Source organism: bacterium (assembly GCA_019637795.1).
Lineage (GTDB): Bacteria > Desulfobacterota > Binatia > HRBIN30 > CADEER01 > JAHBUY01.
This window is the reverse complement of the sequence record JAHBUY010000003.1, coordinates 1-13,192: the sequence shown is the minus strand read 5'-3', so window position 1 is coordinate 13,192 and position 13,192 is coordinate 1. Positions and strand designations below refer to the sequence as shown.

General features: G+C 69.6%; 8 protein-coding genes and 1 CRISPR repeat array (1 of these 9 cut by a window edge). Of the genes, 4 read left to right on the top strand and 4 right to left on the bottom strand.

Going from position 1 to position 13,192, the window contains the following annotated elements:
* A CRISPR array of direct repeats spans positions 1 to 247; the repeat unit is 36 nt; unit sequence GCTTCAATGAGGCCGCGGCTGTTCAGCCGCGGAAGG; it reaches 2,120 nt to the left of the window's first position.
* Positions 248 to 463: 216 nt separating this feature from the next.
* The 3 genes from cas1 to KF840_10000 all read right to left on the bottom strand — a co-directional run bounded on the left by cas1 (position 464) and on the right by KF840_10000 (position 3,023).
* Entirely contained in the window at positions 464 to 2,212 is a 1,749-nt protein-coding gene (cas1, locus tag KF840_10010) for a CRISPR-associated endonuclease Cas1 (protein ID MBX3025233.1), read from the bottom strand.
* Positions 2,213 to 2,301: 89 nt separating this feature from the next.
* Entirely contained in the window at positions 2,302 to 2,604 is a 303-nt protein-coding gene (gene cas2 / locus KF840_10005; protein ID MBX3025232.1) for a CRISPR-associated endonuclease Cas2, read from the bottom strand.
* 188 nt (positions 2,605 to 2,792) lie between these two features.
* The gene (locus KF840_10000; GenBank protein MBX3025231.1) at positions 2,793 to 3,023 is read right to left on the bottom strand and encodes a DUF4926 domain-containing protein; all 231 of its coding nucleotides are present in this window, start codon (positions 3,021 to 3,023) and stop codon (positions 2,793 to 2,795) included.
* A 334-nt stretch (positions 3,024 to 3,357) separates the two neighbouring features.
* Between KF840_10000 and KF840_09995 the strand changes: the two genes are divergently transcribed.
* Genes KF840_09995 through cas5u6u form a run of 4 tightly spaced genes read left to right on the top strand, consistent with a single transcriptional unit; the run spans position 3,358 to position 11,617 of the window.
* On the top strand, positions 3,358 to 6,744 hold the full coding sequence (locus KF840_09995; protein ID MBX3025230.1) for a Fic family protein: 3,387 nt from the start codon (positions 3,358 to 3,360) through the stop codon (positions 6,742 to 6,744).
* The gene (csx17, locus tag KF840_09990; protein ID MBX3025229.1) at positions 6,741 to 9,011 is read left to right on the top strand and encodes a type I-U CRISPR-associated protein Csx17; all 2,271 of its coding nucleotides are present in this window, start codon (positions 6,741 to 6,743) and stop codon (positions 9,009 to 9,011) included. The genes KF840_09995 and csx17 overlap by 4 nt, the downstream gene beginning before the upstream one ends.
* Entirely contained in the window at positions 9,008 to 10,006 is a 999-nt protein-coding gene (gene cas7u, locus KF840_09985) for a type I-U CRISPR-associated protein Cas7 (GenBank protein ID MBX3025228.1), read from the top strand. The genes csx17 and cas7u overlap by 4 nt, the downstream gene beginning before the upstream one ends.
* Positions 10,007 to 10,009: 3 nt before the next feature.
* A complete protein-coding gene (cas5u6u, locus tag KF840_09980) occupies positions 10,010 to 11,617 on the top strand; it encodes a type I-U CRISPR-associated protein Cas5/Cas6 (protein MBX3025227.1) in 1,608 nt (535 codons plus the stop codon).
* A gap of 99 nt (positions 11,618 to 11,716) precedes the next feature.
* Here the strand turns inward: cas5u6u and KF840_09975 are convergent, their stop codons facing one another.
* Positions 11,717 to 12,937 (bottom strand): ATP-binding protein, encoded by a 1,221-nt coding sequence (locus KF840_09975; GenBank protein MBX3025226.1) that lies wholly within the window; start codon positions 12,935 to 12,937, stop codon positions 11,717 to 11,719.
* Positions 12,938 to 13,192 lie beyond the last annotated feature (255 nt).

The following is a 13,192-nucleotide window of genomic DNA, read 5'->3' as shown; positions in this document are numbered from 1 at the left end:
GAGGCCGCGGCTGTTCAGCCGCGGAAGGGGCGTTGGCGCGGATCCTCGGGGTCGATGGCGCGATCACGCTTCAATGAGGCCGCGGCTGTTCAGCCGCGGAAGGGAGAATCAGGCGGACCGACATCTCGCGGCCGCGCAGGCTTCAATGAGGCCGCGGCTGTTCAGCCGCGGAAGGGCGGACCTTGTCCTCCACCAGGCGCAGACCGGCGTCGCTTCAATGAGGCCGCGGCTGTTCAGCCGCGGAAGGAGTTCCACTGCAAGTTGTCGAAAGTCAAAGACCACGGGTGCGGATTGCGAGCGGCTCGGGGCGACGCGCGGGGACGTGCAGTAGTCCGTGGCGCGCGGTGCTGCAAGGGTTGGTGGGGGCAACGGATTCTCGGCGCGAGCGGGGGCCGGGGAATCGCCGTCACCGAGGCGCTCGCGCGGTCGGGCGGGTTGGCGAGAGCGGGCTCGCGGGAGTCGGTCATCGGGTTTCGAATCCGGGATAGCGGAGGATCTCGCCGCTGATGAAGCGGGCCAGGAGACGGGCCTGGATCTCGAACACGCGGCGGTAGGTGACGCGATAGCCGAACAGCGGATGGGTGACCAGGGTGTCGATGCGTTGCTCGTAGGCGCGAATGAAGCCCTTGCGGCCGGCGGGGGTGAGCGCGACGGCGTCGCCGGCGCGGATGAAGTCGGTGTCGCCGACCATGCGGCTGTTGATCGCCGTCAGCACGGCGGAGTCGGCGACCAGCGGGCGGAAGCCCTCCATCAGGTCGAGGGCGAGGGCGGGGCGGCCGTATCGCGGCTGGTGATAGAAGCCGACGAACGGGTCGAAGCCGATGCCGTGGCAGGTGATCATCAGATCCTTGCTGAGCAGCGCGTAGGCGAACGACAGCAGCGCGTTGACCGGATCGCGCGGCGGGCGGCGGTTGCGGGTGCGGAAGTCGAAGGCGGGCGCGCCGCCGTCGCCGTCCTCGACCTTGAGCATGCCGGCGAAGTGCTCGAAGTAGAGGCGCGCCGCCGTGCCCTCGATGCCGAGCAGCTCGTCGAGCGCGGTGGCCGCCTGCGCCTGCTGCGCCAGGCGCTTCAGGCGCAGCAGCGCGACCGGCGGCGGCTCGACGTGGTTGCGCTGCAGCAGCGTGCGCTGGTTGCGGATCTTGCTCGCGACGAGGTCGCGCGCCACCCGCAGGGCGAAGCGCGGATCGTCGGCGCGGCGAAACTGCTCGCGGCGCAGGAACACGTTGCGCAGGCCGAGCCCCTGCGTCAGGCCGTAGAACCAGCCGCCGAACGAGAAGTACGCGACCGGCTTCTCGGCGGCGCACAGACCTTGAACGGCGGCGGGCGTCAGTTGCACGTTGCCGAACAGGTTGATCTGCGAGATCTCGTTGAGGCGCACCTCCTGGATCAGCTTCGACGGCGCGCCCTTGGCGCGGCCGTACTCGCGTACCTGCAGCACCTCGCCGCTCTTGCCGACGGTGAGGCCGTGGCCGGTGAGGTAGAGCGGGCGCAGGTCGTCGCGGGCCGGCATCAGGCGGCGCACCTCGCCGAGCCCGTCGCCGTCGGCCTCCGCGGCGGCGCGCGGCGGCTCGTCGGTGGCGAAGAGCGCGAGCTGCGCGGCGTCGTCCGGCTCGGCGGGCAGCGTCGCCGCGGCGCGGGTCTCGTCCGGCAGGCAGATGGTGACCAGCGAACAGCGCGGGCATTTGGGGCTGTCGACCAGCGGTGGCGGGATGCGGCCGCCGGCCGCCAGGGCGCGGGCGGTGGCGATGGCGGCGGTGATCTCGTCGACCAGGGCGGCGTCGAGCGCGACGCGGACCCGCTGCCGGGTGGCGCTGTAGTAGAGGACCGCCTCGTCGCAGGCGTAGCCGTTGTCGCGCAGGATGAGCGCCTGGGCGCCGACCTGGACGCGATCGGCGGGCCACGCTTCTGGGCTGCCGTCGTCGCCCTGGCGCGGCGCGCCCTTCTTGTAGTCGACGGGGGAGAGCGTGCCGCCCTCGCCCTCGACCAGGTCGATGCGGGCGATGATGCCGAGCCGATCGCTGGCCAGCTCCACCGAGCGGGCGCGGATCGACTCGCCGGTCTCCGCCTCGGCCGCTGTGGGCAGCGGGTCCTCCTTGCGCTCGAGCTTCTCGTGGCGGAGGGCGCCCTCGACGGTGTCGGCGTTGTGGACGAACACGCCCTCGACCCACTCGTAGAAGAAGAGGCGCGGGCAGTAGACGACCTCGTTGAGCATGCGCGCCGGCACGTAGGCGGGCGATGCCGGCGTGGCGTGGTCCGGCGCATCGGCAGCGGCCGCCGCGGGTTGATCCGGGGCCATGGGCGTCACTCCCGTCCGTCGATCACCAGGCAGGGGCTGTCGATCGGCGAGTAGGCCCGGCCGACGGCGGTGATGACCCGCTCGCCGCGCCCCGCCGACGGGCCGAGGTCGACGAACAGCACCTGGTCGTCGCGGTGGTCGATGATCTCGCTCAGCGCGTGCCGGCAGCGCAGCAGATCGCTCTCGGTGAACTGGCACTCGAAGATCGAGTACTGCAGGTGATCGCCGAAATCGCGCATGGTCCTGTGGACCGCGCGCAGGCGTTTGTCGTCGCAGATGTCGTAGCAGACGAGAAACGTGTTGCGCATGGCGGGACCGGCGGGGAGCAAGAACCCGTCCAGCGCCATCCCCGCCGGTCGCGCCGGGCGCCCAGCCAGGAGGGGCGCGCGCCGGGCGTCACCGGGCGTGGCGGTGGTGGCGCCTGGCGTCCGGCGCGCCTGGGCGTTCGGGCAGGGCCGCTGGGAGACCTGCCGGCGCGCGTGGGCCTGGTTGCCGCTCAGGAGGCGCGGCGCTCGCGCGCGTGGGTGATCTCGCCGGGGGAGATCGGACGGAACTCTGAGTGGTCCACCGTCACCACCGCCGCGGTCTCACCGCCCAGCGTCACGAACTCGACCTCGCAGGCCGCGCCGTCCCCGTAGACATGGACCACCGTGCCGACGTCGCCGGGCTCCAGGCCCTCAGCGGGAATAGGGGCGGTCAGGACGACGCGTTGGTGTTCCTTCGGCATCATCGTGGATGACTCTCAAATATTCGCCCCACGCCGCTGACGCCACCACCGCGAGCGAATACTGCGCGGCATCGAGCGCGAGATGCGCTCAGTGGAATCCGCTCGGGGCTGTGTGGGGCAGCTCTCGCCGGCGTCGAGGCTCAATGGTTCGCGGCGCGCAGACAGCCGCTGTCGGGCCCGGACCATGACTGGCGCGAAGAAGCTTGCAGAAGCGGGATGAGGTCGATAACCAGCCGAGGTCTGTGAATGCGAAGGATCGGCGCGGTTGGGTCTCCAGCCCACCGTTCGGCGATCCTGGCGTGGGTGGACCTCGAAAGGTCTGGGATACTGTCCGGTGAGTGACTTTCGGCGCTATTTCGCACGCGTAACCGGGATCGAGGCGGGCTCCTACCCGTGGCAGGAGGAGTTGGCCGGTGAGCCGCTGTCATCGGAGCGTCTGATCCGCATCCCGACTGGCTTCGGCAAGACTGCTGGGGTGTTGTCGGCCTGGCTGTGGCACCGCGTAGAACGCGACGATGACGGGTGGCCGCGCCGACTCGTGTGGTGCCTGCCGATGCGGGTGTTGGTCGAGCAGACCGCCGACGAAGTGCGCGCGAGTCTCCGCCGGCTCGCCCTTCTCCGGGAGGGCGCTGCGCCGCACCACGGCGTTGGCGTGTACGTTCTCATGGGCGGTGCCGATGCGGGCGAGTGGCATCTCCACCCGGAAGACTGCGCGGTACTGATCGGCACGCAGGACATGTTGCTCTCGCGCGCCCTCAATCGCGGTTACGGGAGTCCGCGGGCGCGCTGGCCGATGGAGTTCGGGCTCCTCAACCACGACGCGCTGTGGGTGATGGACGAGGTGCAGCTCATGGACGTCGGCCTCGCCACCTCGGGACAGCTCCACGCCTTCCGCCGCGAGGAGGGCCGCAAGGCGTTTCGCCCGTGCGCCACATGGTGGATGAGCGCCACGCTTCAGCGCGAATGGCTTGCAGCGAGTCCCGAGACGCGAGGCTTCAGCGAAACCATCTCCCTGACGAACATCGCCGCACCTGCTCGCCACGGCCACCTGTGGGAGGACGTCGAAAAGCCGGTGCGCGTCGTCGAGGCCGATGGCGCGAAGTCGGTCGCCGACACGGTGATCGCGGCGCATCTCGAGCGCGGCAAGGGCAAGGACGGGCCGACACTCGTGGTGCTGAACCGGGTCGACGACGCGTGCGAGACCTTCGAGGCGATCCAACGCGACCGCCGGCTGCAGGGCACGGACATCCGGCTGATCCACAGCCGCTTCCGCCCGCACGAGCGCGAGGCCTGGCGGCGTGAGTTCCTCGACCGGGCCTTCTGCGGGCGCGGAACGGACCGCATCATCGTCGCCACTCAGGTCATCGAGGCCGGCGTCGACATCTCCGCCACGGTCCTGGTGACGGCACTCGCTCCATGGACGAGCCTGGTGCAGCGATTCGGCCGGGCGGCTCGATGGGGGGGGGCTGCCGACGTCGTGATCATCGACCCGCAACCCGCTGACGAAAGGACGGCCGCGCCCTACGCAAAGAGCGAGATCGACTCCGCCCGCGAGGCCTTGCGTCATCTGGCCGACGTGTCACCCGCTGCACTCGAGCGTTTCGAGGATGCGCATCGAGATCTGCTGCCCCGGCTGTATCCTTACGCGCCGAAGCACCTGCTGTTGCGGCATGAGGTGGACGACCTCTTCGATACCACCCCAGATCTCTCTGGCGCCGATGTCGACATCAGCCGCTTCATTCGCAGCGGGGAGGAGCGCGACCTCCAGGTGTTCTGGGAGCGGGTCCCCGCTGGCGCGACGCCCGAACCGACGCTGCGCCCCGCGCGCGCCGCGCTCTGTGCCGTGCCGTTTCTGCGGGCGCGGGACTGGTTGTGTGGCAAAGAGGCTGGCAAGCAGCGCGCGCCGCGTCTCCTTCCCGGTGTGCGCGCGTGGGTCTGGAGCTGGCTGGATGGCATCTGGCGCCCGGCGGTGCGGCGTGACCTGTACCCAGGGCAGACCGTTCTCGTGGCAGCCGACGTCGGCGGGTATTCCGCGACCATGGGATGGTCACCGCGCAGCCGCGCAACAGTCGAGCCGGTGGCGCCGCCGGCTCTCTCGCCCGAAGAGCTGGCGGATTCCAGCGAGGACGACGAGGCGCTGAGCGCCTATCCGTGGCAGACCATCGCCGTGCACGGGCAGCAGGTTGGGCGCCTGGCGGCGGAGTTCGGCCGAACGCTGCTGCCCGGCCGGGAGCACCTCCTGGACCTCGCTGGTCGATGGCACGATCTCGGCAAGCGACACGAAGCCTTCCAGGGCTCCATTGTCGGCGCAGGACGTCCCGCGCGACGCGATCTGGCGAAGGCCCCCAATGGTGCCTGGCTGCCGCGCCACCAGCTCTACCCCAGCGGGGGGGGGCAGCGGCGGGCGGGCTTTCGCCACGAGTTGGCGAGCACGCTGGGCATGTTCGCCGTGCTCGGGCGCCACCGTCAGGATCATCCGGCCTTACTCGGCCGATGGCGTGAGCTGCTCGAGGCGATCGGCCAGGCGCCAGCCCCGGCAGCGACTGGCGAAGCGTCGCCCTCGAAGCTCGAATTGGAGATCCTCGACCTGAGCGAAGACGAATTCGACCTCGTCGCGTATCTCGTCTGCGCGCATCATGGGAAGGTGCGAGTGACGTGGCACGCATCGGCTGCCGATCAACGCGCCGAGGACGATCGCCTCCGCATCCGCGGCATCCGCGATGGTGATGTTCTTCCGCCGGCGTTGCTCGCCGCGACGGACGGTGACTTCTGCGAGCTTCCGGCGTCGCTTCTGGATTTGGCGCCAGCGTCGGTCGGTCTCAATCCGTACACCGGGTGCGGCTGGACGGAACGGGTCCTCTCGCTGCTGGAACGACATGGTCCCTTCGCGCTGGCCTGGATGGAAGCGGTGCTGCGCGCGGCGGACCAGCGCGCATCGCGTCGGCCCCTTGCCGATCCGCTGCTGGAGAGCGATCATGAAGTCCGTGGACTGGGAACAGGCGATTCAGGCGTGGCGCATGCTTCCGGAGGACGAGAAGCACCGCCGGCGCTGGCAGCGAATTCCCGCCAACGTGGCGGCGAGCATGGCGTTCGAAGGGGAGCCGGTGAGTCTCGAGATGCTGGAAGCGGAGCACGCGCGCCGGCCGATTCCACCCGTCACGTCGAGACACGACTCGGAATCCTGAGCTACGCCGAGCTGGCACCGCATCTCGCGCGCCAGGTCCAGGTGATCGAGGAGGCGATCGAAGCGGGAGAGCTCGACGCACGTCCGCTCGACGCCGGCCTCGTCGAGGAGGTCCAGCGGCGGATGTGCGCCGACTTGACGCCGCAGCTCGCGGGATGGCGACGCCACGACGTTACCGTGGGTACCCACACGCCGCCGAGCTTCGTCGAGGTTCCAGCGTTGATGGACGGCTACGGGCTCGATCTGTCGGCGCGCTTGAGCTCGCTCGGCACGCGCCCCGATCTCCTGCTCGAGACGCTCGCCTTTGCCGAGGGGAGGTTGCTGTCGATCCACCCGTTTGCCGATTTCAACGGCCGGACCACCCGCGTCCTGCTACGGCTCCTGCTGCGACGCCTGGACCTGCCTGCGGTGGATCTGTTGCCGGCGTCGCACGAGGTCGGCACCTATCTCGATGCACTCCGCGCGGCGGACCGACTCGACTGGCAGTCGCTCATGGCGGTCTGGCGACGCCGCTTCGAGCGCGAGCTGCAGCCGTGAACGTGCATCGCCTGGAAGGCTGCGCGCCGACGCCGCTGGCCCACTACCTGAAGGCGTTGGGGATCCTACGGGTAGTGGCGGAGCAGGCCGATGCGGAGGCACGAGGTTGCTGGCATCAGGAGCGGTTCAGTCTCGCGACGCGGCTCGATCGCAAGGCGCTCCTGGCGTTCTTCCTCTTCCGTTACTCGCCGACACCGCTCGTTTCCCCATGGAACAAAGGATCGGGCTTCTACTACGAGAACGATCCTCCCCTGATGGCGATCGAAGGGACGACCGCTGCCAGATTTGACGCCCTCCGGACCGGGGTTGCGGCCGCGCGCGCGCCCTTGGCGACGATCGAGGCCGCCGACGGATTGATCCGTGCAATCAAGAACGAGACGAAGCGCAAGGAACTTTCAAGAGTCGAGCGGGAGTCGATTCGGAAGAAACCAGAGTACAAAAAGCGCCTCGCGGAGGCCGAAAGGCGCTTCAAGGAGCTGAAGGCCGACCTCATTCCGAATCTGCGTGAGGCGTGGCGCGGTCCGCACCGCGAATGGCTCGACGCCGCGCTGGTGCTCGACGACGACGGTACGGCGAGGTTCCCAGCGCTTCTGGGCACAGGTGGGAACGACGGTCGCTTGGACTTCACGAACAACTACTTCCAGCGGATCGGTGAGGTCTTCGATCTGTCAGACCCTGATGGACGGCCCAGACCGGATGCCGGCGAGTGGTTTCAGCAGGCGCTCTTCGGCGACACCCTCCGCGCCCTCTGCACCGGGCTTCCGGTGGGACAGTTCGCACCCGGAGGCGCCGGTGGGGCCAACATGAGCACCGGCCCCGTGGGCGGGAGCCTCCTCAACCCCGTCGACGTGCTGCTGACGTTCGAAGGAGCGGTACTGTTCACCGCCTCGCTCACTCGCAGGATCGACGCGCACCAATCCGGCCGGGCCGCGGCGCCGTTTGCTCTCGCGGCGCAGGGGGCAGGTTACGCAAGCGCCGCAGACGGCGACGAGAGCGCGAGAGGCGAGCAGTGGATGCCTCTTTGGCGACGGATGATCCGTCTCGCCGATCTTCGGCATCTGCTTACCGAGGGTCGCGCCCAGATCGGGGCGCGAGCTGTGTCGGAACCACTGGATCTTGCCCGCGCGGCGGCCCGGCTCGGCATTGCACGAGGTGTCGTCGCGTTTCAGCGCTTCGGCTACATCGAGCGCAATGGCCAATCGAACTTGGCTGTTCCTCTCGGCCGGATTTCCGTCTCCGACCGCATCGCGCCGCGGCTCGCGTGTCTCGACGATCTCGACGCATGGCTGCCGCGGATCCGCCGCGCCGCCCGCGCCAAGGGGGCGCCGTCGCGACTGATGTTGGCCGAACGGCGGCTGGCGGATGCGCTGTTCGCCCTGACCCAGCACGCGGACGAGCCGCTCCGCTGGCAGATGGTGTTGCTTTGCCTGGCGGACATCGAAGCGGTGCAGGTGAGCGGAAGCGGATTTGTCGCCGGGCCCATCCCTCGGCTGCGCCCCGAATGGATAGCGGCCGCGGACGACACATCCCCCGAGCTGCGACTCGGCGTGGCGTGCGCCCTGCAGGCCGGGGGGTTCACTCGGGACGGGCGGGCGATCGACCCGGTTCGCCGTCACTGGCTGCCGCTGGAGCGCGGCCGCTTTCGGGTTGCGGGTAGCGGTGTGCAGGCACGGCTTCGGATCGACAGCGATGTCGTGCTGCGCGGGCGCAGCGGACTCGACGATGCGATCGCGCTGGTCGAGCGACGGCTCATCGAGGCGGCACAGCGGGGCCAGCGCCGCGTGCCGCTCGTCGCCGCGCGCTGCGCGGCTGCCTCCGCTGGCGACCTGACCGAACTCTTGGCGGGTCGTGTCGATGTCAATCGAGCGCTGGCTCTTGCCCGCGCGCTCATGGCGATCGATGCGAGACGATGGGCGGTGGCGCCAGTGCCGCCACGGCGCCCTCCTGACCCTCGCAACATGCCAGATGATGCATGGCTGGCGATCCGTCTCGCGCTGCTGCCCTGGTCCCTGGCTGGCAGTCCAGAGATCGGCGCCGATCCGGCTATCGTGCGCCGCCTCAGCAGCGGGGATGCTGCCGCGGCGCTCGATGTCGCCCTGCGGCGCCTGCACGCGGCCGGCGTCGGCGCCACCGTGCGTACCGGCGCTGTCTCCGCGGACATCGCCCGCCGCTGGTGTGCGGCGCTTGCCTTTCCCATCACCGTTGCGACCGCCACTGCGTTCGTGCGGCGGCTGGCGCCCCCGAACCCGAAGGAGGCTTCTGCATGAGCATCGATCTGAGTCCGCTGAGCTCGGTCCCGCGACTGCTGTTCGAGGTCCCGCTGGTGCCATTGCAGGGCCAGCGCTTCCAGCCGACGGGGTTTCCGGGCCTCGGGGCGGCAACCTTCCAAACGGCTGTGGGCGCGTCGCTGCTCGTCGAGAGCACCCAGAGCATGGCGAACCGGCTCGAGCTCGTTTGCTGGGATCCAGGGTCGAACGATCTCCTTCACGACCTTCACGGGCTCTCGCATGTCCGAGTAACGCGGAAGGGTGCGTTTCTGACGGATACCGTGCTCGAGGCCCATCGCCTCAACAGTCCCTACTTGCTCGAGGGGAAGGACACCCGCTTCGCCAAGTTGCTCCAAGAGGAGCTGGGTGCGCTCGATGTTGGTCCCATCGATCGCCGGAAGCTCGGCGACGCGCTGCTGAAGTACGACGTCGGTTCTCTCCTCCACGGCGTATTCCTCGCCAAGAAGGATCTCGCTGGTGGCCGTCTCCGCGTCTCTCGAGCCCTGAGCGCGTTCATCGAGGCAGATGGCGTGCGCGTCGCCGCTTCCGGAGGCGTCAAGAACGATCACGTCAATCCATCGGGCGACACCAAGAGCGGCTTCGGGAACGTGCCGTTCGCTCGCGACGAGTTCACCGCCGAACGGATCACCCTCTACGCGAACCTCGACCTGGCGCAGATCCGCGGTTACGGGCTGGGCGCGGACGTCGAGGAGCTGCTCATACTGCTCGCCCTCTACAAGTTGCGCTCACTCCTCGACGGCAGCCTCCGGCTGCGCACCGCCTGCGACCTGCGTGCAGCGGGCGATTCGATCGCGGCGACCCGACCAGCGAGCTTTGTCCTGCCGGGTCGGAGCGCGATCATCGCCGATCTGCAGCGCGGCATTGGCGCGTGCAGGGATCGTATGACGGTTACTGAGGTCACGTTCGAAGGCGATCTCAAGAAGGGAAAGGGCGAGCCCGAGGAGACGAGGGACGACGAGGGCGAAGGGGACTGAGACGTGCCGACGCTGCTGCTCCGCTTCCCCGGCGGCCGCTATCACGCCACGCCGTGGGGCAGCCATGTGAACGAGGGCTTGATCGAATGGCCCCCATCGCCGTGGCGCGTCGTGCGCGCGCTGCTCGCGACCGGCTATACCAAGCTCGGGTGGACATCCGACCGCCCACCGCCGGACGCGCAGGCATTGATGGAGAAGCTAGCCGCGACCCTTCCGCGTTACCGCCTGCCGCCAGCCGTCGGGACGCACTCCCGTCACTACATGCCAGTGGGGACGCTCGATAAGGGCCGCGAGCGTACCACGTTGGTGTTCGACACGTGGGCGCAGATCGCGTCTGGGGGCATAGCGATCACGTGGGACATCGCGCTTGCCGACGGCGAGAGGCAACTGCTGTCTGGGCTCGCCGAGAACCTCGGTTACCTCGGGCGATCCGAAAGCTGGGTGGATGGGACGATCATCGACGCGGAGACGGCTCTGCCCGACGGGACGGATGCTCGGCCCTGCGACGGCGCCATCGATCATCGGCCCGGCTGGGAACAGGTATCGCTCCTCGCCCCGATGGCTGCACCTGCCTACAGCTCCTGGCGCGAGACGGTCGTTGCCGACGAGCTGCGCAAGCTCGGAATCGAGACCGGGAAGGCCCGACGTTCGAAGGAGGAGCAGCGGAAGCTCGAGGCCATTCGCGACGCGTATCCAGCGGATCTGATCGCCTGCCTCCAGGTCGAGACGGAATGGCTGCGCGCACTGGGGTGGAGCCAGCCGCCGGGAAGCCAACGGGTGCTCTATTGGCGACGCGTCGATGTGCTCGAAGCCGGCGCGCCGGTGCCGCGCCGAACCCGCCGCGCATCGGAGCCGGTCGAGAGCATCCTGCTGTCGATCGCGACCGCCAGTGGGAATTCGCATGCGCTTCCTGCCGTCACCCGTACGCTTCCGCAGGCCGAGCTCTTGCATCGCGCGGTCGTGGCGCACGCGTCGCAATCGCCGCGTCATTCGAGAGTCATCACTGGACGTGCGGCGGACGGAGCACCGCTCAAGGAGCGCCATCAACACGCACACGTGTTGCCGCTCGATCTCGATCTCGATGGCCATCTCGACCACGTGCTCATCTGGGCGCCTGCCGGGTTGGACGGCGACGCGCAGGACGCTGTGCGCGCCGTGCGGCGCACGTTCACCAAGGGGGGGACCGGCCCGCTGCGCGTGGCGATGGCGGCGCTCGGTGCGTTGTCGAATCTCACGAGCCTGAGGCACCCGTTCGGTAACTCGATGGCGGGGCTGCTGGGCGGAGCGGAGGGTTCCCCTGTCTGGCGATCTGCGACACCTTTCGTTGCACCGCGATTCCTCAAGAAGCGCGGCGGCAACTCGCTGCCGGGACAGATCAGGGCCGAGTTGGAAGCCCGCGGATTGCCACCCGTGACCCACATCGAGGTTCTGGATCAACGCGATCCATCCATGGCGCGGTTCCGCCACTTCGTCCGCGTTCGCCGTCACGGTCCGGCACCCTGCGTCGACCAGGGGTGGGCGCTGGAGCTCCGCTTCGCGGAGCCCATTCGCGGGCCACTCGTGCTGGGCTACGGGAGCCATTATGGGCTGGGGATGTTCCGTGCCGGATGATGCCACCGCAGTAGCGTAGTGACGCTCCGCACGTCGTGGCTCGGTCTTGCCCGGAGTCGGATGCCTGCGCGCCGCCGCACGTGCGGGGCGCAGCGACTGCTACAGCGCGGTCCAGGGGATGGCGCGGACGCGGTCGCTGAGCTGCTCCGGGGTCGGGCAGCGGCAGACGACGTAGCCGCGGCGCGCGCGCTCGGGGTGGGCGGCCAGAAAGGCCTCGACGTGGCGGGCGTCGGTCGGGCGCGGGCGGGCCGTCCATTTGACCTCGATGGGCACGTCCTCGCGCGGCGCCTCCCAGACGAAGTCGACCTCGGCGCCGGAGCGGGTGCGCCAGAAGCTGACGCGATGCCCACGACCGAGGTAGCTGGCGCGCGCGATGAGCTCCAGTGCCACCCAGTGCTCCAGCAGCGGGCCACCGGCCGCGTCACCGATGCGGCCATCGAGCGGGACTTCGGCGGCCGCGTTCCGCACGCCGAGGTCGAAGAGGTAGAAGCGCGGCGTGGTCAACAGCCGCCGGCGCGCTCGCCGCGCATACGCGCCCATCCAGTGGCCGACGAAGGTGTCGGCGAGCACCTGGTAGTAGCCCTTCAGGGTGGTGGCGGCGATGCCGCTCTCGCTGGCCAGGCGGGCGAGATTGATCTGCCGACCCGATTCGAGCGCGGCGAGCCGGAGAAATACCGCGAAGGGGCCCATCTCGCGCACCAGCGCTTCACGGCGCACCTCCTCCTCGAGGTAGTGGTCCACATAGGCGGAGAGGGTCAGGCGCGCCGCCGGCGCGCTCTCCATGCGCACGCCGGGCAGGCAGCCGAGGGCCAACACGCGCCCCAGATTCTGACGGGGGAACGGCGGCGCGGCGAGGTCGACCGGCGGTGGCGCGATGGTCGGCGATGCACCGTCGAGCTCCCAGGCGCAGACGGGATGGAGGCGAAAGGCGTGGCTGCGCCCGGGCAGCAGGTTCGCCGCGCCGCGGCGCAGGCGCCGCGCCGAGCTGCCGGTGAGGAACCACTGCCAGCGGCGCGGCGCCGCGTCGTAGAGCGCTTGCACCTCGTCGAGCAGGGCCGGCACCTTCTGAATCTCGTCGACGACGATCACGCGCAGGCGCGCGGGGAGGGCGCGCACCATGCGGCTGAATGCCGCCGGATCGGCCTCGTAGCGCCGCCGGTCGGCGGATTCCTGCAGGTTGACGGCTAGCGTGCGGTCGTCCGCCAGCAGGTGCCGCAGCAGCGCCGTCTTGCCGGTCTGACGGGCGCCGAAGAGGAGCCGGACCTTGTGACGCGAGGCGGGCGCGACGAGTTGCGGTCCGACGACGCGGCGGTAGAACATGCCGCCGTCAATAATCCAGGAAAATCCACAAGTCGACGTGGATATGTCAGACGCGGCCGCGGGCGGTCTCGCGGGCGGCCTGCTCGCCGCCGGCGCGGTGGCGAGGGCGGCGGTGGGTTGGCTATGAGGTGCGGATGAGCGCCGGCCCGTCCACGCGCCCGCCGCAGGGCGAGACGCTGGTCGTCCACGATCGCGCCAGCGGGGCGGTGATGGCCGAGCTGCCGGTCGACGATGACGACACCGTCGCCGCCGCGG

What these genes read in the sequence shown, in the direction of transcription:
- cas1 (MBX3025233.1), bottom strand. Translation starts at nt 2,212, where the DNA reads ATGCTCAACGAGGTCGTCTACTGCCCGCGCCTCTTCTTCTACGAGTGG.
- cas2 (MBX3025232.1), bottom strand. Translation starts at nt 2,604, where the DNA reads ATGCGCAACACGTTTCTCGTCTGCTACGACATCTGCGACGACAAACGC.
- KF840_10000 (MBX3025231.1), bottom strand. Translation starts at nt 3,023, where the DNA reads ATGCCGAAGGAACACCAACGCGTCGTCCTGACCGCCCCTATTCCCGCT.
- cas7u (MBX3025228.1), top strand. Translation starts at nt 9,008, where the DNA reads ATGAGCATCGATCTGAGTCCGCTGAGCTCGGTCCCGCGACTGCTGTTC.
- KF840_09975 (MBX3025226.1), bottom strand. Translation starts at nt 12,937, where the DNA reads ATGTTCTACCGCCGCGTCGTCGGACCGCAACTCGTCGCGCCCGCCTCG.